Below are 18,411 nucleotides of genomic sequence, written 5' to 3'. Positions count from 1 at the left end.
CACGCCCCCCTTTCCCCCACTTCCGCCTGCTCGCCTTGGCCAGCCTCTTCCTGCTGGCGGTACTCTCCCTCCTGCTAGACATGCGGGAGGCGGCGTTGGCGGCTATCGGGGCGATACTCTCGCTCTCGTCCACCCCTCGCCCGGCCCCTTGAACCTGCTGGGCTGGGGGCTGATACTCTCGGCGGCGCTGAGCTCGCTGGGAAAGATATGGCCCCCTTAGGTGAGAAAAAACGGCAGAATCAAACTCTTATTGAAAATTATAAGTACTTTTGTAAAAAAAAGCGAATGCACTTGTTGATCTACATAGATATCGCCCTATTCATTTTCATCGCCTTTTTCATAGGCTATGACCTATTTTTTACGTTGGCGTCCTTTTTTCGGAGGAGGTACCGGAAGCACCGGAGCATACGGCTCCAGAAGTTCGCCGTCATCTTCGCCGCCTATAAGGAAGACCAAGTCATACAGGAATCCGTGGAGCGCATCCTCCTGCAAGACTATCCGGCGGACAAATACCGGGTGATCGTGGTATCGGACCATATGCGGGAGGAAACGAACCAAGCGCTCGCCAAGCTCCCGATCGAGCTCCTCACGCCGGATTTCAAGCATAGCATGAAACATAAGTCCATCACCTACGCCTTGGAATACCTGAAAGAGGGAATCGATAAAGTCGTCATCCTCGATGCCGACAACCTCACGGATACGGATTTCCTGACCCGGGTCAACGATATCACGCAAGACAACATCGCCCTGCAAGCGCACCGTACCCTCAAGAACGACAATACGCCGATAGCGGTATGGGACGGTATCTCCGAAGAGATCAACAACACCATCTTCCGCAAGGGGCGGGTCAATGTCGGGATCTCCTCCTCCTTGATAGGCTCCGGCATGGTATTCGACTTCGGATGGCTGAAATCCCACATGCCCCAATGCGGCACTTTCGCCGAGGACAAGGAGCTGGAGATCTATCTCGCCACGGAAAATATCTTTGTCGATTACGCCGAGGACATCCTCGTGTACGACGAGAAGACCTCACGCCAAGAGGTCATGGCACGGCAAAGATCCCGCTGGTTCCACGCCCAACTGCTAGCATTCTCTTTGATCATACGGCATCTCGACCTCCGTACCCTCAACTGGAATTATATGGACAAGGCGGTCCAATGGTTCCCGCTCCCGAGAATATTAAAACTGATCATCCCGTCCCTCCTCGCCTTGGCATGGAGCCTCACGGTTTTCCCGCTTGCCCTGAAATGGTATGGGCTAATACTGGTCAGCATCTTGACGTATACGCTGGCTATCCCCCGGAAGATGCATACCCGGAAGCTCTACATGAACCTGTCGAGGCTCCCTTTTCTCTTTTGCGTCTTGATAAAAGGATATATAGCCTCCTTGCGCCGGGTGAAGGAGAAGGACACCAGCTTCCAGAGTACTCCTCATGACATAACGATAAAAAATAAAGAAAATAATGGCTAAAAAAGTATCCATCATCACCATCAATTACAATGGGAAGGATGATACCGTAGACCTAATCGAGTCGTTCGGTCGGTACGAGACCTATCCTTATGAGATTATCATCATCGATAATGGCTCGAAAAATCACGGCGAACACCGCGTACTCAGTAAATATAGCCCCAAGCCGATAGTGATTCGCAGCGACAAGAACCTCGGGTTCGCCGGCGGGAACAACCTAGGGATTTCATACGCCGACGGTGATTATATCCTGTTTCTCAACAACGACACGATCATCAACCAACCGATACTGGAGAACCTAGCAAGGGCTCTCGACAACAATCCGCAAATAGGATGTGTCTCCCCCAAGATAGCGTGCTGGCCTGAGAAAAAGCAGCTACAGTACGCAGGCTCCACCCCGATGAGCCCGGTTACCCTCCGCAACGAGAATATCGGATTCGGTCAAACCGACACGAGACAATTCAGAGAATCCCGCTATACGGCATTCGCCCACGGTGCGGCCATGATGATCCGGACCACGGATATCAAGAAGTTCGGGATGATGCCTGAATTTTATTTTCTCTATTACGAGGAGCTGGACTGGTGCGTGCAAATAAGGCGGGCCGGGCTGAAAATCTGGTACGAGGCTACCTCCACCGTCTATCATAAGGAGAGCATGAGCGTAGGGAAACAAAGTCCGCTTCAGGTCTATTATCATACCCGCAACCGCCTTTTATTCGCCAAACGATCGATCGATAAAAGGGATGAAAGGATTTACTCATACATCTACCAAACCCTAGTGGCTTTCCCGAAACGCCTCTCGATCTATCTCGTAAAAGGGAAATTCCGGCTGATCGGGGCGCTAGGCAAGGGATTAATAAACGGATTAATCGCAATCAACAAGGATATGAATTATGGAAAAGAGCTGTCAAGTCATTGAGATCCTCTTCTGGATCGGCATCGGGATCGTTTTCTATACCTATCTGGGGTATGGGATCGTATTATACCTTATGGTAAAGATCAAGGAGCTGTTCGTTAAACCCCGGCTCCCCCGCCTTCCCGAGACACTACCGGAGGCCACGTTGCTGATAGCCGCCTACAACGAGGAGGCGATCGTGGCGAGCAAGATGGTGAATTGCAGACAACTGGATTATCCGGCGGATAAGCTGAGACTGGTCTGGATCACCGATGGAAGCAATGACAACACGAATGAAAGACTGAAAGAGTACCCGGAGGTCACCGTACTGTACCAACCGCGGCGACAAGGAAAGACCGCCGCCTTGAACCGGGCCCTCCCCTACGTCAATACCCCCTACGTCATCTTCACCGACGCCAACACGATGCTGAACAAGGGCGCCATCAAGGAGATCATACGCCAGTTCAGCGACCCACGGGTAGGCTGCGTGGCCGGAGAGAAACGGGTAGAGATACAAGCCGAGCAAGGAGCCACCGCCGGAGAAGGCATATACTGGAAATACGAGTCCGCCCTCAAGCGACTGGACTACCGCCTATACTCCGCCGTCGGGGCGGCAGGCGAGCTCTTCGCCATCCGCACCTCCCTCTTCGAGCAGATGCCCCCGGATACCCTGCTGGACGATTTCATCCTCTCCCTGCGCATAGCGATGAGAGGCTACAAGATCGCCTACAGCAAAGAGGCGTACGCCCTCGAGAGCGCCTCCCTGAACATGCGGGAGGAGGAGAAACGTAAAGTACGCATATCGGCCGGAGGATTGCAATCGGTATGGCGGCTACGGGGATTATTGAATATCTTCCGGTACGGGATACTGAGCTTCCAATACATCAGCCACCGGGTACTGCGCTGGACGCTGACGCCGGTCGTGCTCTTCGCCCTCCTGCCCCTCAACCTTCTCCTAGCCTGTACCGGGCATACCCTTTACACGGTCATCCTTGCCCTGCAATTAGCGTTTTACCTGCTGGGATACTTGGGGTATAAAATGGAAAAACGGAACATCCGGAACAAGCTATTATTCATTCCTTATTACTTTTTATTCATGAATATCAATGTCATACGAGGGTATAGCTATCTCGCTAAGCATAAAGGCACAGGCGCTTGGGAAAAAGCCAAACGAGGCGCGGGATAAAAAAATAAAAAAATAGATGGATAAATAGTCGTTATATGTCGACTTTAATTAATACTTTTGCGCTATTGATACTATTTGAATATCAAGAAAACTAGAACACAATTTAGATACAATGGATAAATTGGCCTCAGAGTATAAAGTTCTTATCGTAGATGATGTCCCTACAAACGTCATGCTAGTACAAGCCATACTGAAGAAAGAGGGATATACGCTTTTGACTTGCGACAGCGGGACAAAAGCGCTACGCATAGCTAACGAGAAACACCCAAATCTGATATTACTCGATATCATGATGCCTGAGATGGACGGATATGAGGTCCTCCAGCATCTGAAAAGCAATCCCGAGACTACGGATATACCCGTGATTATCATGTCCGCCCTAAGCGATATGCAAAGCATCGTGAAAGGTTACCAATTGGGCGCCACCGAATACGTCACAAAGCCTTTCCAACGTGAGGAGCTGGTGAAGAGGGTGGCCCACCGCTACGAGCTTTACAGCATCAAGCGCATCAAGGCCGAGCTGGAGAACACGATCGAGTCTAGGGATACGCTATACTCCGTTATCGCCCATGACCTGCGTTCCCCGCTAGGCTCGTTGAAAATGATGAATAACGCCATCTTGATGATGGTGGACAAGGAGCGGGTAGGCGACGAGGTGTACGAGATGATCCAGATGATGAACAAGACCTCCGAGGAGATCTTCCTCTTGCTGGACAACCTGCTGAAATGGGCCAAGAACCGCTTGAACAAGCAGCACGTATATAAGCAACAGACCGACATAAACAGTATCATCGACAGTACCGCCGAGATGTATGTCCCGATGGCGGCGCAAAAAGGCGTGAAGATTATCCTAGAAAATCTGGATAAAGAGCTGGTAGGCTTGGTCGATATCGATATGCTCAAGACGATTATCCGTAACCTGATCTCTAACGCCATGAAGTTTAGTTTCGAGGGGGGCACGATCACCTTATCCTCACGCTCCGAGGGGGATTTCGTAACCGTTAGCGTGAAAGATACCGGCAAGGGCATCAAGAAAGAGGATCAAGACAAGCTCTTGAAACAAGACTCGCATTTCACGACCTACGGGACGAAGAACGAGAAAGGCTCCGGTCTGGGATTGATGCTTTGCAAGGACTTCGTGGAGCTTCATGGAGGAAAGCTTTGGTTCGAGTCCGAGGGCGAGGGCAAAGGAACGATCTTCCTGTTCTCGATGAAGGCGCTGAACCAAGAGGCATAGCCGATCGACGTACCGCCTGTCTCTACCGATCGTAGACAAGTGTCGTACAAACAAACTAAATATTTCGTATATTTGCATCCCGGATTAATATCCGGGATTTTTTTGTGTGCCGAGGTGACATTAGGTACATTATTATTTATCGTATAAACATTATTATCGTATGTATACCGTAATTAAACGTATGGAGATCTCCGCTTCCCATAGCTTGAGATTGTCCTACCCCAGCAAATGTGAGAATCTACATGGTCACAATTGGATGATCACGGTTTATTGCCGCTCCAAGGAATTAAACGCCGATGGCATGGTAGTCGATTTCAGTCATATCAAGAGATCGGTGAAATCCCTGTTGGACCACCAGAACTTGAACGATATCTTGCCTTTCAACCCGACGGCGGAGAACATAGCCTTTTGGGTATACGAGCAGATCCCGTCTTGTTTCAAGGTAGAGGTAAAAGAGTCTGAGGGTAACACGGCGATCTATGAGGAAGATTAACGAGATATTCTACAGCTTGCAAGGCGAAGGGTTCCATACGGGGACTCCCGCCGTATTCGTCCGCTTCTCCGGTTGCAACCTGAGATGTAGCTTCTGCGACACCCGCCACGAGGAGGGCGTAATGATGACGGACGAGGAGATCGTGGAGAAGGTATCTTCCTTTCCCGCACGGATGGTAATCCTGACGGGAGGAGAACCTAGCCTGTGGATCGACAAGGCGCTTATATCCCGCTTACGTGAGGCGGGGAAACAGATCTGTATCGAGACCAACGGCACACGCCCCTTGCCCGACGGCATCGACTGGGTGACTTGCTCGCCCAAGGAGAACGCCCCGGTGGTATTGGAAAGAGTCGACGAGATAAAGGTGGTTTATACCGGGCAAGACCTGTCCGCATACGCCGAAATCCCCGCACGGTACCATTTCCTGCAACCCTGCTCCTGCCAAAATACGAAAGAGGTAGTGGATTACATCCTCCGGCATCCCCGGTGGAGACTAAGTCTGCAAACCCATAAACTGATCGATATCCAATAGATAGGATGAGACGGGGGCATGCCCCGTCTCTACTGCTATAGATAACGGACTTCTTTACCTCTCACGGCGTCATTCACCTCTCCATCGCCATAGGCCAACTCGCCATTCACGAAAGTCTTCCATACGCCATGGTGGAACGTATAGCCCTCGAAAGGAGACCAGCCGCATTTGTACAAGATATTCTCCTTCGATACCGTCCAAGTCTGCTCCGGATCGATCAATACGATATCGGCGTAGTATCCGGGACGGATGTATCCCCTCCTATCGATACGAAACAGCTCCGCCGGCATATGCGCCATCTTCTCGACCACCTTCTCGTACGTGAAACGGCCTTCCATCGCCAGCTCCAACATCGTGATCAAGGAGTGCTGGATAAGCGGTCCTCCGGAAGCCGCCTTCAAGCAAGAGCCTTGCTTCTCCTCCGGTAGATGCGGGGCATGGTCGGTAGCCACGATATCGATCGTATTGTTATTGACCGCCTCACGCAGCGCCGCGCGATCCTCGATCGTCTTGATAGCGGGATTCCACTTGATACGATTACCGAATTGGGCGTAGTCGCCGTCATGAAACCACAGATGGTGCACGCAGACCTCGCCGGTTATCTTTTTCTCGCTCAAGGGAAGATGGTTACTGAGCAACGATAATTCCTTCTCCGTGGAGAGATGCAGGATATGCAAACGGGAATCCAAGCGGGTAGCCAGTTCAACCGCCTCGGCCGAGCATTGGTAGCAGGCCTCCTCGCTACGGATCTTGCTATGGAAAGAGATATCCAGATCCTCGCCATGCAGGTTCGTGTAATACTGGATATTACGCCGGATCACCTCCTCTTTCTCCGCATGGATGGCGATCAGCATACCGGCCTCGCCGAAGATACGCTCCAACGAGTCTTTCTTGTCCACCAGCATATTTCCCGTAGACGAGCCGAGGAAGAGTTTCAGTCCCGGCACACGGCTACGATCCAGCCTGCGGATCTCGTCCATATTATCGTTTGTCCCACCGAAGAAGAAGGAGTAATTCGCACGGGAGACCTCGGCGGCACGGTTGAATTTCCATTCCAGATCGGCGATCGTCGTGGTCTGTGGCTTCGTGTTCGGCATGTCCATGAAGGTCGTCACGCCACCGGCCACGGCCGCACGGCTCTCGGTCCCGATATCCCCCTTATGGGTAAGCCCGGGCTCCCGGAAATGCACCTGATCATCGATGACGCCCGGTATCAACCATTTCCCCGTAGCGTCGATCACTTGGTTCGCCTCGGCACGCACATTCCCGGGAACCTCCCCCTCGAACACCGCCGCGATCTTATCCCCCTCCACCAACACCGAGCCGATAAAAGAACGGCCCTCGTTGATGATTCTCGGATTTTGGATTAATATTTTATTCATCTTTCTTATTCTATTATAAATTGTCAAACTCTGTTTTCATTAGGCATGGCTCGCATGTTTCCTCGGATACTTCCTGAAGAAACTCCACCATTTCAATTGAAGGACGCCGAATAAAGCCTCCCCGAATATCGAAGAGTTCATCTTGGAGACACCCAAGGCACGGTTGATAAAGATGATCGGCACCTCCACGAGCTTGAAGCCGCACTTATAAGCCGTAAACTTCATCTCCACCTGAAAGGCGTATCCCTTGAAATGGACACGGTCCAGATCGATCGTCTCCAGCACCTCACGGCGGTAACATTTAAAGCCCGCCGTCGTATCCTGTATCTTCATACCCGTGACGATACGGACATACACCGAGGCGAAATAAGACATCAACACACGGCCCAACGGCCAGTTCACCACATTCACCCCGTTGCAATACCTCGACCCGATGGCTACGTCGGCACCCTGTGCGGTACAAGCGGCGTATAGCTTCGGCAGGTCATTGGGATTATGACTGAAATCGGCGTCCATCTCGAAAATAAAATCATATTTATGCTCGATAGCCCATTTAAAACCCCGGATATAAGCGGTACCCAATCCCAGCTTCCCTTTACGCTCCACGATAAAAAGACGCTCCGGGAACTCCTTCTGCAAGCCCTTCACGATAGCCGCCGTCCCATCCGGAGAGCCATCATCGATCACCAAGATATGAAACACTTTCTCCAGCCCGAACACGGCACGAATGATATTCTCAATATTCTCCTTCTCGTTGTATGTAGGAATAATGACGATACTGTCTGACATATACTTTAATCAATTAATTTTTAGCTCATTATATATACGACTGTAAACCATTTGTAAATTACTCTCCAAAGTTACATATTTTTTCTGTGTAAATCTATCATCCTGTTAGCCCATTCGTCTGTTCCATGATAAGCAAATGTATTTTGGCTTTTCACCCAACTTCCCCGATTTCCCCCTAAATGCCTAATACTCAAATTAAGTTGCTTTATTCTTCCACTTTTATTCGATTATTCCAGCGTTTTTCCGTAAGTTTGTCTTCATTAATTTCTAACGCTTGTAAAATTAAGTACTATGAATATACAGCAACTCGAATATATCCTAGCGGTGGATACTTATCGTCATTTCGCAAAGGCAGCAGAGCATTGTAGGGTGACACAACCGACATTGAGTATGATGATCCAAAAGCTGGAAGACGAACTAGGTATTAAATTGTTCGATCGAAACCTGCAGCCCGTTCGCCCCACACCTGCCGGACGTAAGGTTATTGAGCAAGCGAGAAATGTCCTCTATCAAGCTTCTCTTATCAAAGATATCGTGAACGAGGAGGAACAGTCATTGAAAGGTACGTTCCGCTTAGCGGTGCTACCGACTATCGCCCCTTATTTGCTACCTCGCTTTTTCCAGCAATTATCGGAAAAGCATACGGATCTTGACATCCGTATGCTGGAAATGAAAACCGCTCCCACTATGGCCGCCCTGCAAAACGGGGAAATCGATGCCGCTATCATAGCGAACCAACCCACAGAATCCTATTTACAAGGAGACATATTATATTATGAGCAATTCTTCGGATACGTGGCTCATAATGAATCTATCTTCAAAAAGGATTTGATCCGTACCGCCGATATCAACGACGAGCGGTTGTGGCTGCTGGACGAGGGACATTGCTTCCGTGACCAGCTGATGCGTTTCTGCCAGATGGAAAAGGTAAAGGTTCGCCAAGCCGCTTACCGTTTAGGTAGCCTAGAGACATTTATGCGTATGGTGGAAAGCGGTAACGGTATTACGTTCATCCCGGAATTGGCTACCCTGCAATTAAGTAAAGAGCAGAAAGAATTGGTACGTCCGTTCGCCATTCCCAAGCCGACACGGGAGATCGTCTTTGTCACCCGTAAAGATTTTATCCGGCATACCGTAGCGGGTATTTTAATAGAGAGCATCAAGAAAGCGGTACCTAAAGAAATGTTGACTTTGCAGCCCGGACAAAAGGTTGTGTGATTTTTCCGTAAAATTCTTCTATAATCTGCTGAATAGCTTAAAATGAGCGATTTATAAGTGTTCAACCTCAATAGAGGTAATGACTTGGCAATAGTCACAACTTCTGCAATATGCATATGTTTGCTTTGCCTAACAACTCTTTACAGTTGCAAAAATACAAAATAAAAATGAAACCACACTATGTTGGTGCAAAAAACAATAGTCATAAAACAAAGATTAACTTCGCCTTATGACTATTGTTGTTATATAAGCTACATTCAATTGCGTTATCCACATTAAACTTATTTATCATTTAATTGGTTCCGCATGCACATAGTATTCACTGTTTATAGGGTCTTCCCCGTCAGTTTTAAGTATCAGTACCATGCGAGAATGTTTTGTACGCCAATATGCTTTAATATCAGCATCTTCGGGTAGTGCCTTAAACGTTTTACACAGCGAAGCCTTTTCTGTTTTTTTTATAGTACTATGTGCTTCATAGTACTGGTCCATAATCTTCAACAGACCTTCTCTTTCACGTTCAAGCACGCCTAACATATATTCCTTGTCGTTTTTGTCTTTTGCTCCTTTCAGTACAATACGTAACTCTGCATACGGTTTTGTAATGTCTTCTTTGTAGGCAGTAGGTGGAGTTAGGATAAACTCACGGCTCTTGTCCAGCAAGCAATATTCTGTTAGTTCGGGGTTCTTGGAATTATACCTTACGTTATCCCAATCGTAACCAAAGAATCCATCATTCACCAAATAGAGCCTCTTTCGGGCTTGATAGACAATACGGCCATCTTTATAGCCATTGGCATAGACAATAGTATTGTCATGAGGCGTGAAGAAGTATGTGCTCCACCAATAGGAAGTATTCAAACAGTTTGTCTTACGTTCCATGATTCCAAAGCTATCTGGCATATCACGACAATCACTCGTCCAAGTAATTGAATCGTAGTAGTTGTAATAGGCATTATCTGAAGAGTTGAAACCATATTCATCGGTAAGCTCAAATGTTACAAGGCAGAAGGTCTGAAACACAGGGTCTGTGTTGTCTTTGTCGTCTTCTGCATAGTATGCCTTAATCTTAAACTTGCAGTTGTCGGGAACAGAACGGTCAATATCCGTATCATACGTGTAACTTTTCTTCATCATTTCCAAATCGGTTTCGGTCATGCGTTTATATACAATCATGCCATATATAGACTTGTAACCATTGCTGCCATCACTCGTCGCTCCCAATTTTTGTATGGTGTACATTAAGGTCTTGCCATTCGACTCGTCAAGCTTAAGAATCTGCATGTATCTGCTGTCTGTTGTCTGCTTGTTGCTGCCAAACAGTATGAAGCCTTTGTCCATGTCATAAGTCCATGATACACGACTGAAACAAAAGGCTGGCAAGGCATCACTATAAAAATAACTAAAAGCTTGCTGTGATGTCTCAAACCAAAAGTGTGTAGGGCTGCCACCAAATCTGTCTTTCCAAAATTCCTCCTTGCTCAACTTTCCGTTTTCCTGTACCTCATAAGTGGCAATACTCTCCCAACCATAGCCCTTGACCTTACTCTGTATTTCTTCTGCTGCTATTGGCTTTCTCCCTTTTAGCACACAGCACCCCTCATCATTAACAGTATAGGTTTGGTTGAATAGATTCATATCCAACTTACATTGCTCAACACTCAATTCCTCAGACTTATCGCAACTGCCAAATACAACAGTGCAAGCTACGATGAGTGCTATTAACCAAAACTTCTTAGTCATAATAATCCAAATTTAAAGATTTTACATATAGACAGATTACGGATTTTCAGTGTTTCAAATTCTGCTGTCCAAGATAACTGAGTGCAAAAATACAAAAGTATCAACGTAATAGTGCATTTTTTTATTTTTTATAACACTCAAAACATACTTTTGTGCAAATAAAGGAAGAATAAACTACACCTGACAAATCTATTTACATATTTCTATGCACTGCCTACAGTTGGTACACTCACTTTCTGCAACCGTTGGGAGCAAAATTTCTCCGCCCTCATGGTGGAGCGAGGCGTTTTGGGGTTCCCAAAACATAACCTCGCTCCCTCCTCTAAGAACAAAAGACGAGATATTTGCCTTTCGGCTTTCCATGCCCAAGGTTGCAGACCTTAATTCTCTCAATTTACGCCAAACATCAAAGCTGCCACATTGAAAGAACAAGGTCACAGACACAAGCTACTTTGTACATGGAGTTTGCAAAGGAAAAGGTGATATTTTCAGTGTGAAACTTGCCAAGTGTTTCAGTTGTGTGTTGTTGATTTCCTTTGTGAACTATGCCGAGTGTGTTATGTGTGCTGTGTGTCCTCGGTATAGTCTGCATAAATCTAATGCCATGCTAAAACACTGCGGAGGTTCGCCCAAGTGGCTGGAGGCGCAAAGCCTCCAAGGAACGTTGCTGCAACCATTTCGGAGAATAGAGCGGTTGCCAATTAATCCACAAGCACATTTTACAGCGTACCAAGTGAGGGCATGTAAAACGTTGAATTGTTGAAGATAGGTGTTATCTTTATGAGAACCAACCACTTATACCCTCAACAAACTCTCAACAAATAGCTCTACACAACAAATTACTGGGCAAAAAAGAAAGAAAGGAATGGTGTTCATGGTTTTCTCTTTTCAACATTATCTTTCTTTTGTTGAGAGATTTGTTGAGAATATGTTGAGCCGTAAATGCCTGATGTTCAATACTTCTTTCATCATATTCAACAATTCAACAAAAATAAGGGGTGTTTTGTCCGTCATTTTTATGAACAGAACTAATCCCCCTACAAGTAAGAATGTCATGCTTATGCTTCAGTACTTATTCACGACAGTACGACAGCGCCAAGCCAACAAACAAGCAAGAGGACATTCAACTAAAGGCGGTTGTTCTTCTATTGAGTTGTAGGATAATGACACTACTTTTCTCTTTTGCCCCGTACAATCTCTTGAAGATGGTGACACGAAACCGAGCTGCCCCGTATGAGTTTATACGGAAGCAAAGGGCAACAATCATCGGAAAGCCATACAACGTTTGCCAAATGCCATTGGAAGTTTCCTGTTTCTGTTGGACTTCCGACACCGTCAATAAACCATCCTTGTATATTGACCTTATCACAGCATGGAGTTTCATGGCGGTGACATGAAGCATATCAACCAATTCACCCTCACTCATCCACAAGTCTTGCAAGTTGGACGGAATGGATAACATTCCATTTCCGTCCACGGTGATTACTGTCCTTTTCATGCCATTCCTCCCATTGTCGGCATATGCCCCTTGATTCGACTTTCAAAAGCTGATATGTCATGCTCCAATTTAGTACTTGTCACCTTTGCGTAAATTTGTGTTGTGGCGATGTCCGTATGTCCCAGTATCTTGCTTACACTCTCTATCGGCATACCGTAGTTTAAAGCCAAAACTGCGAACGAATGCCGGCTTACATGAAATGAAATTCGCTTCTTGATGCCACACATTTTTGCCACTTTCTTTATACGCTTGTTTACCATGTCAAGTGAGCCAATATTAAACAAGTGCATATCTTTTCTCAATGGCTTGTAACGTTCAATTATCTGTATGGCTGCATCTATCAGTTTAATTTTGAATGGTACGCCTGTCTTTTGACGCTGAGAAACTATCCATGGAGACCCACTTATAATGGCAACATTGTCCTCTGTAAGATTCTTGATGTCAACGAAAGAGATACCTGTCCAACAACCAAACATAAACAAGTCTCTCGCAAAAGCAAAGTTGGGATTTTCCAACTCTATTCCTGCAAATATGTCCAATTCTTCCTCTGTCAAGAACTCACGCTCCTTGTGGTCTGGGTCAACGTGGTACATGGCAAACGGATTTCTCTGTATCTTGCCGTTGTAGTGTGCTGCCGTGACGATATGCTTCAATGGTATGGAGTATATCCAAATGGTAGATTGCGTGAGTCCAATGACATTCTTCAAATACAGACAAAAATCACGGATGAACTCCTCGGTAAGCTCATTCATGGACATATCGCTGCGCTTGTACTGAAATTTGATGAACTCGGCAACGTACTTTCTTACCGTCAGATACTTGCGGTAGGTTCGGACAGCTCGGTCTTTTCCCACGCGTTGGGCAAAGGCTGCGTTCTCCTTGTCAAAAGCTCTGAGTAATGTCTCATACTCCGTACCTATGCCTTGATATGCGTTTCTCACCATTTCAGCGGTAACGAACGCCTCACGGTCGGAAAGCCGTTGGTAATGCTTAGCGATTTGAGCCTTGATGTTATCAAGCGCAAAGTTCACCTCATTGGCTTCCTTGCTTCTGCCTTTGGCTCTGTTGCCCTTGGCATCCCATATCGCCTTGGTCACGCTCAGCTTGCAACTGAACTGTGCGATAGTTCCGTTGATTGTCACACGTCCCATGATAGGGACAATTCCGTTTCTCTCCTTGCTTCCGTTTACATAGAAGACTGTCTTGAATGTACTTCTCATAATTCCTTGCTTTTTGTTCTGTGCAAAATTAAATCATGAGAGTTGCATGGCAAATTCACAACCTGTGCAGAATTGAGAAGTAAAAACCGAAGCCGTTAAAAATGCTTATTAGAGAGTTTCTTTGAGGTAATGACTTGAAAGCGTTTCTACTTCTCAAATCCGTCATTTTCGCATTTCCTCACGAACGTCACTTAAAGCCAACAACTGCCACAACCACTTGAAACTCAAAACAAAAGCCCAAATCTGCTATTTTTTGCTTTTTTAGTCATTCTTTTTTCGATAAATCCCATAGGGTATTTCTTTTCTGAGCGATCCTATAAGTACAAAGTGATTATTTACCATTAAAACAATACAAATATGAAAGCGCTCTGTAAACAAACTATGGGATTTATCCTGATGATACTGTTGGCTTGCGGTGTAACCTCTATAAAGGCACAGGATAGCGCAGACGATGAGTTTATCACTGTCAGCGGTGTAGTAAAAGACAAGCAAACACGAAAAAAACTGGAATACGTAAATATCTCTATTCCGGGAACCAACGTGGGAACGATCACCAATAATGACGGTGAGTTCTCTATCAAAGTGAAAAACGGCCTCCATGCCAGACAAGTAGAAGTATCGCATATCGGATATTTGAATGGCTTGATCCCCGTGAACGATAAGGACATATTAGAATGTACGGTATTACTCGAACCGAACATGAATACGCTTAGCGAAGTCATTATCCGGGCCGGAGATCCTCGATATATCGTAGAGGAGGCGATTGAGAAAGTAAATAAGAATTACATCGCCACAGGTAGCATGCTTACCGGGTTCTACCGGGAGACCGCACAAAAAGGCCGTCGTTACATCAATATCTCGGAAGCGGTTATCGATGTTTACAAAACTCCCTATAAGGACAGGAACGTGGAACGGGATCGGGTACAGATCTATAAAGGACGTAAATTATTGAGCGAGAAGGCTAGCGACACATTAGCCGTGAAATTATTGGGAGGCCCTAACCTATCCGTTTACGTGGATGTGGTGAAGAATCCGGATTTATTGCTCGACCCGAATATCTTACCTTATTACGCCTTCCGTATGGAAGAAAGCGTGATGTTAAACGACCGACCGCATTACGTAATCAGTTTCCAACCTCAAGCGATCTTGCCTTACGCCTTATATTACGGTAAATTGTATATCGATAAGGAACGGCTTTCCTTCAGCCGTGCGGAATTCGCCCTCAGCATGGATGACCGGAATAAGGCTACCGAGGCCATCCTCCGCAAAAAGCCTTTTGGCTTGCGATTTAAACCCGTGGAGGTAGCTTTCCTCGTAACTTACAAAGAACGTGACGGCATGAGCTATCTGAGTTATATCCGCAATGAGGTTCGCTTTAAATGCGACTGGAAACGAAAACTTTTCTCTACCAACTACACGATCGTATCCGAGATGGTCGTTACCGATGGTAAAGAACAAAATAACTCCATCCCCTACCGGATGTCTTTTAAAGCGGATCAGTCTCTATCCGACAAGGTATCGGACTTCGCCGACGAGAACTTCTGGGGAGCTTACAACATTATCGAGCCTACCGAGTCTTTGGAGAATGCGGTATATAAATTAAAGAAGCAACATAAAAATTGACCGTGTAAATATACTATCGACAATGATATGGACAAATCATTATCTTTGTCCATTATCAATTATCTGTTGAAACCAAATTATTATGGATTTGTTCGTACTCAAAAAGATCAAGGAAGGGGATATTAAAGCATTCGAAAGTATTTTCAGGCTTTATTATACCCCTCTTTGCCTGTACGCAACCAGTATAACAGGAGAGCAGGAAGTCGCGGAGGAGATCGTTCAGGACTTGTTTTATGTATTCTGGAAAGAAAGAGAATCTCTTCCAATCTTACGTTCCATCAAGAACTACCTTTATGGAGCTACCCGGAACCGGTCCTTACAATATCTGGAGCATCGGGAAGTACGATACCGATACCGGAATACGGTTTTAGCCGGAGAGAATCCGGAATCCGAATCGTATACCCCGCAAGATCAACTTGAGTACAAAGAATTGCAATCCTTGGTCAACCGGGCATTAGGTAAATTGCCCGAACGCCGCCTCCGGATCTTTCGGATGCACCGTTTCGAAGGAATGAAATACGCGGAGATAGCCTCCAGCCTCTCATTGTCCATAAAGACAGTAGAAGCGGAAATGACCAAGGCACTACAAACACTAAGAAAAGAAATCGAGAATTATACCTAACAGTTATGAATCAAATAGAAAAAAATAAATCGAAGACAGACCAAGCATGGGCACAATTATACACTCGCTTGGAGCAAGACGGGCTGCTGGATAAGCCAATTTCCGGTACACAAATCCCATACCGGATCGGACTCATGAAATGGGCCGCCGCTATCATTATACTTTGCGTATCGGTAGCTACAGCTATTTTCCTTGGACAAGAACGGACACCGGAGACCACTCTGCTCACCCTGCATAATAACGAGGCTTCCACCACCTTGGTCACGACTTTGGAAGACGGGTCTATCGTTTATCTGGCCGATAACAGCCAGTTAAGCTATCCGGAACATTTCCAAAGAGAAAAAAGAGAGGTGTCTCTATTAGGAAACGCCCTTTTTGATGTAAGCGGGAATAAGGAACGTCCTTTCCTAATCGAGACAGAGCAGGCCCGGATCGAGGTATTGGGAACCTCATTCAATATCAAAAGCTCGGATAAAAGCGCCTTTGAATTGGCCGTTCGCCGGGGATTAGTGAAAGTGACACTCAAGAAGAACGGAGAACAAACGCTGGTAAAGGCCGGTCAAACCGTATCCTTATTCTCCAACCGTTTACAAGTAGCTCCGACTCAAGATAACGAACAATTTTCCGATTACACCCGCCGTATCCAGTTTAAGGATGAGCGCTTAGGAGATATCTTGCATGTAATTAATCTGGAGTATCCGATGATGCCATTGAAGACAACGGCTGATTTAGAGAATAGACGGCTGACCGTTAGTTTCTATAATAACTCACCCGCAACGATGGCTGAACTGATCTGCGCGGCGTTAAAACTAAAATGTACGCAACAAAATAATATATGGATGATTTCCGAACCTTGAGACAGCTGATCGTAGGATGGTTGCTGTTACTCGTAGCTCTCATCCCTATGAATGCCCAGAATGGTAACGTACTGGGACAGGTCATACGATTGCCTAAATCAAAAGGAAATATCTACCAATTGCTGGGACTCGTCACGGAACGTTCCGGCTATCTTTTTATATACGACAGTAAGATTATCGATAATGAACAAACAACATCGATAAAAGGTGGAGATTATACGATACAAGAAGCTATATACGCTATTACCGGTAATAAAAATCTGGCGATCCGTACGATAGAGAACCATCTCTTGCTTTATCTGCCAGAGAGTCCCTCCGCTCCTAAAAGCGCATCCGTAACTCCCGATTCCATACAAACCTATTTCTCGATAGAAGGTTCTTTACAGGATCAATATACCCATGAGCCAATCGCGTTCGGATCGGTAGGAATCGGCGAGGCCGCTATCGGCACCATCACCAACCAGAATGGAGAGTTCCGATTGAAATTACCGGACTCACTCCGATTATCCAAGGTACGTTTCTCTCATATCGGCTATCTTCCCCAAGAGATAGATGGTCGGGAGTTAATAGATAAACATACCGTCTTATCCCTAGAGCCTAAAGTAATCTCCATCCAAGAAGTTATCGTGCGTCTAACCAATCCGAAACGCTTATTACAGGAGATGCTGAACGAGAGAAGAAGCAATTATTCCCAGCACCCGATTTACCTTACCACATTTTACAGAGAAGGCGTTGAACGTAAAAAAGGACTCGTAGGACTGACCGAGGCTGTTTTTAAGGTATATAAGGCATCTTACCACAGCAATGCCTTGGCCGATCAAGTGAAACTACTAAAGATGCGCCGCATCAGTAACGAGCAGGAAAAGGACACATTGATCACAAAAATGAAGTCGGGTATCTACTCCTGCCTTGTCTTGGACTTGATGAAACAGTTACCGGAGTTTCTGGATCCTAGCCCGGATTCACCCTATACATACGCCCATACCGACATCACGGTAGTGGGTGATCGACTTGCTAACGTCATCTCTTTCGAGCAACGAAAGAGTATCAATGAACCGCTTTATCGGGGACAGATATATATCGACATGGAAAATAATGCCTTATTAAGAGTGGACTTTGAGGTCAATCCCCAATATATCGAGCAAGCGGCCGGCATGTTCGTCGAGAGAAAAAGCCGGAATTTACGGATCACGCCCCAGAAAGTAGCCTATACGGTATCTTACAAGCAATGGAATGGCACCTACTACATTAACCATATCCGGGGAGATCTGCATTTTAAAATTAAAAAAAGAAGACAACTTTTTAACACAAATATTTTACATACTTGGTTCGAAATGGTTACCTGTAAGATAGATACAGCCAATGTGAACCGCTTCTCACGCATTGAATCCCTTCCCACCCGCACGGTTTTCTCGGATACTCACTTCAACTACGACGAGGGTTTCTGGGGAGATTTTAACGTAATATTACCCGAAGACAAACTGAATGAGGCTATTAGCAGAATCACCTCAAAGATAGAGGAAACGAACTACTAATCCCTTGAAAATCATAAAGAGAGCCTTTTCGCAAAGGCTCTCTTTATAGGTTTTTAATAGGTATTAGTCTTTAAGGCAAAAAGATTGTTTAGGTTATCTGCATGCAAAGATGGG

16 protein-coding genes are annotated in these 18,411 nt (G+C 46.1%); 11 read left to right on the top strand and 5 right to left on the bottom strand.

Going from position 1 to position 18,411, the window contains the following annotated elements; all coding sequences use genetic code 11:
- The first annotated feature begins 285 nt into the window (after positions 1–285).
- The 6 genes from DWX84_RS02155 (at position 286) to DWX84_RS02130 (ending at position 5,810) form a co-directional block, all read left to right on the top strand.
- On the top strand, positions 286–1,470 hold the full coding sequence (locus DWX84_RS02155) for a glycosyltransferase family 2 protein (protein ID WP_022192407.1): 1,185 nt from the start codon (positions 286–288) through the stop codon (positions 1,468–1,470).
- Complete coding sequence (locus DWX84_RS02150) at positions 1,463–2,386, top strand: glycosyltransferase family 2 protein (protein ID WP_122377403.1); 924 nt, start codon at positions 1,463–1,465, stop codon at positions 2,384–2,386. The genes DWX84_RS02155 and DWX84_RS02150 overlap by 8 nt, the downstream gene beginning before the upstream one ends.
- Positions 2,361–3,548, top strand: coding sequence for a glycosyltransferase family 2 protein (locus tag DWX84_RS02145; protein ID WP_005868356.1), 1,188 nt, complete (start codon positions 2,361–2,363; stop codon positions 3,546–3,548). The genes DWX84_RS02150 and DWX84_RS02145 overlap by 26 nt, the downstream gene beginning before the upstream one ends.
- A 112-nt stretch (positions 3,549–3,660) precedes the next feature.
- Entirely contained in the window at positions 3,661–4,785 is a 1,125-nt protein-coding gene (locus DWX84_RS02140; protein ID WP_048927378.1) for a hybrid sensor histidine kinase/response regulator, read from the top strand.
- 160 nt (positions 4,786–4,945) lie between these two features.
- The gene (locus DWX84_RS02135; protein WP_005856525.1) at positions 4,946–5,278 is read left to right on the top strand and encodes a 6-carboxytetrahydropterin synthase; all 333 of its coding nucleotides are present in this window, start codon (positions 4,946–4,948) and stop codon (positions 5,276–5,278) included.
- Positions 5,265–5,810, top strand: coding sequence for a radical SAM protein (locus DWX84_RS02130; protein WP_005868354.1), 546 nt, complete (start codon positions 5,265–5,267; stop codon positions 5,808–5,810). Before DWX84_RS02135 ends, DWX84_RS02130 begins: the two co-directional genes overlap by 14 nt.
- Positions 5,811–5,845: 35 nt before the next feature.
- Here DWX84_RS02130 and DWX84_RS02125 read toward each other — a convergent pair whose 3' ends face one another.
- Positions 5,846–7,192, bottom strand: coding sequence for a dihydroorotase (locus tag DWX84_RS02125; RefSeq protein WP_121960921.1), 1,347 nt, complete (start codon positions 7,190–7,192; stop codon positions 5,846–5,848).
- A gap of 39 nt (positions 7,193–7,231) precedes the next feature.
- Positions 7,232–7,981, bottom strand: coding sequence for a polyprenol monophosphomannose synthase (locus DWX84_RS02120; RefSeq protein WP_008780511.1), 750 nt, complete (start codon positions 7,979–7,981; stop codon positions 7,232–7,234).
- Between the two features lie 291 nt (positions 7,982–8,272).
- Here DWX84_RS02120 and DWX84_RS02115 point away from each other — a divergent pair, with 291 nt between their 5' ends.
- On the top strand, positions 8,273–9,199 hold the full coding sequence (locus DWX84_RS02115) for a hydrogen peroxide-inducible genes activator (protein WP_005868349.1): 927 nt from the start codon (positions 8,273–8,275) through the stop codon (positions 9,197–9,199).
- Between the two features lie 288 nt (positions 9,200–9,487).
- On the opposite strand, the gene DWX84_RS02110 is transcribed toward DWX84_RS02115, so the two are convergent.
- The 3 genes from DWX84_RS02110 to DWX84_RS02100 all read right to left on the bottom strand — a co-directional run bounded on the left by DWX84_RS02110 (position 9,488) and on the right by DWX84_RS02100 (position 13,660).
- Positions 9,488–10,942, bottom strand: a complete 1,455-nt coding sequence (locus tag DWX84_RS02110; protein WP_117677891.1) for a hypothetical protein — start codon at positions 10,940–10,942, stop codon at positions 9,488–9,490.
- A gap of 1,123 nt (positions 10,943–12,065) precedes the next feature.
- A complete protein-coding gene (locus DWX84_RS02105) occupies positions 12,066–12,440 on the bottom strand; it encodes a hypothetical protein (RefSeq protein ID WP_053397540.1) in 375 nt (124 codons plus the stop codon).
- Entirely contained in the window at positions 12,437–13,660 is a 1,224-nt protein-coding gene (locus DWX84_RS02100; RefSeq protein ID WP_022459668.1) for a site-specific integrase, read from the bottom strand. The genes DWX84_RS02105 and DWX84_RS02100 overlap by 4 nt, the downstream gene beginning before the upstream one ends.
- A gap of 357 nt (positions 13,661–14,017) precedes the next feature.
- Here DWX84_RS02100 and DWX84_RS02095 point away from each other — a divergent pair, with 357 nt between their 5' ends.
- From DWX84_RS02095 to DWX84_RS02080, 4 genes are all read left to right on the top strand, one after another.
- Positions 14,018–15,283: a carboxypeptidase-like regulatory domain-containing protein gene (locus DWX84_RS02095; RefSeq protein WP_005868347.1), complete on the top strand. Its 1,266-nt coding sequence runs from the start codon at positions 14,018–14,020 to the stop codon at positions 15,281–15,283.
- Between the two features lie 82 nt (positions 15,284–15,365).
- Complete coding sequence (locus DWX84_RS02090) at positions 15,366–15,905, top strand: RNA polymerase sigma-70 factor (protein WP_005856513.1); 540 nt, start codon at positions 15,366–15,368, stop codon at positions 15,903–15,905.
- Between the two features lie 5 nt (positions 15,906–15,910).
- Positions 15,911–16,762, top strand: a complete 852-nt coding sequence (locus DWX84_RS02085; protein ID WP_005868343.1) for a FecR family protein — start codon at positions 15,911–15,913, stop codon at positions 16,760–16,762.
- A complete protein-coding gene (locus DWX84_RS02080) occupies positions 16,741–18,297 on the top strand; it encodes an STN and carboxypeptidase regulatory-like domain-containing protein (protein WP_122297336.1) in 1,557 nt (518 codons plus the stop codon). The genes DWX84_RS02085 and DWX84_RS02080 overlap by 22 nt, the downstream gene beginning before the upstream one ends.
- Positions 18,298–18,411 lie beyond the last annotated feature (114 nt).

This window comes from Parabacteroides sp. AF21-43, assembly GCF_003635435.1.
GTDB lineage: Bacteria > Bacteroidota > Bacteroidia > Bacteroidales > Tannerellaceae > Parabacteroides > Parabacteroides distasonis.
This window is presented reverse-complemented; position numbering and strand designations above follow the sequence as displayed.

Coding starts and splice junctions, on each gene's coding strand:
- DWX84_RS02145 (WP_005868356.1), top strand. CDS start 2,361: ATGGAAAAGAGCTGTCAAGTCATTGAGATCCTCTTCTGGATCGGCATC.
- DWX84_RS02100 (WP_022459668.1), bottom strand. CDS start 13,660: ATGAGAAGTACATTCAAGACAGTCTTCTATGTAAACGGAAGCAAGGAG.
- DWX84_RS02095 (WP_005868347.1), top strand. CDS start 14,018: ATGAAAGCGCTCTGTAAACAAACTATGGGATTTATCCTGATGATACTG.
- DWX84_RS02105 (WP_053397540.1), bottom strand. CDS start 12,440: ATGAAAAGGACAGTAATCACCGTGGACGGAAATGGAATGTTATCCATT.
- DWX84_RS02135 (WP_005856525.1), top strand. CDS start 4,946: ATGTATACCGTAATTAAACGTATGGAGATCTCCGCTTCCCATAGCTTG.
- DWX84_RS02080 (WP_122297336.1), top strand. CDS start 16,741: ATGGATGATTTCCGAACCTTGAGACAGCTGATCGTAGGATGGTTGCTG.
- DWX84_RS02130 (WP_005868354.1), top strand. CDS start 5,265: ATGAGGAAGATTAACGAGATATTCTACAGCTTGCAAGGCGAAGGGTTC.
- DWX84_RS02085 (WP_005868343.1), top strand. CDS start 15,911: ATGAATCAAATAGAAAAAAATAAATCGAAGACAGACCAAGCATGGGCA.
- DWX84_RS02115 (WP_005868349.1), top strand. CDS start 8,273: ATGAATATACAGCAACTCGAATATATCCTAGCGGTGGATACTTATCGT.
- DWX84_RS02155 (WP_022192407.1), top strand. CDS start 286: ATGCACTTGTTGATCTACATAGATATCGCCCTATTCATTTTCATCGCC.
- DWX84_RS02120 (WP_008780511.1), bottom strand. CDS start 7,981: ATGTCAGACAGTATCGTCATTATTCCTACATACAACGAGAAGGAGAAT.
- DWX84_RS02110 (WP_117677891.1), bottom strand. CDS start 10,942: ATGACTAAGAAGTTTTGGTTAATAGCACTCATCGTAGCTTGCACTGTT.
- DWX84_RS02125 (WP_121960921.1), bottom strand. CDS start 7,192: ATGAATAAAATATTAATCCAAAATCCGAGAATCATCAACGAGGGCCGT.
- DWX84_RS02090 (WP_005856513.1), top strand. CDS start 15,366: ATGGATTTGTTCGTACTCAAAAAGATCAAGGAAGGGGATATTAAAGCA.
- DWX84_RS02150 (WP_122377403.1), top strand. CDS start 1,463: ATGGCTAAAAAAGTATCCATCATCACCATCAATTACAATGGGAAGGAT.
- DWX84_RS02140 (WP_048927378.1), top strand. CDS start 3,661: ATGGATAAATTGGCCTCAGAGTATAAAGTTCTTATCGTAGATGATGTC.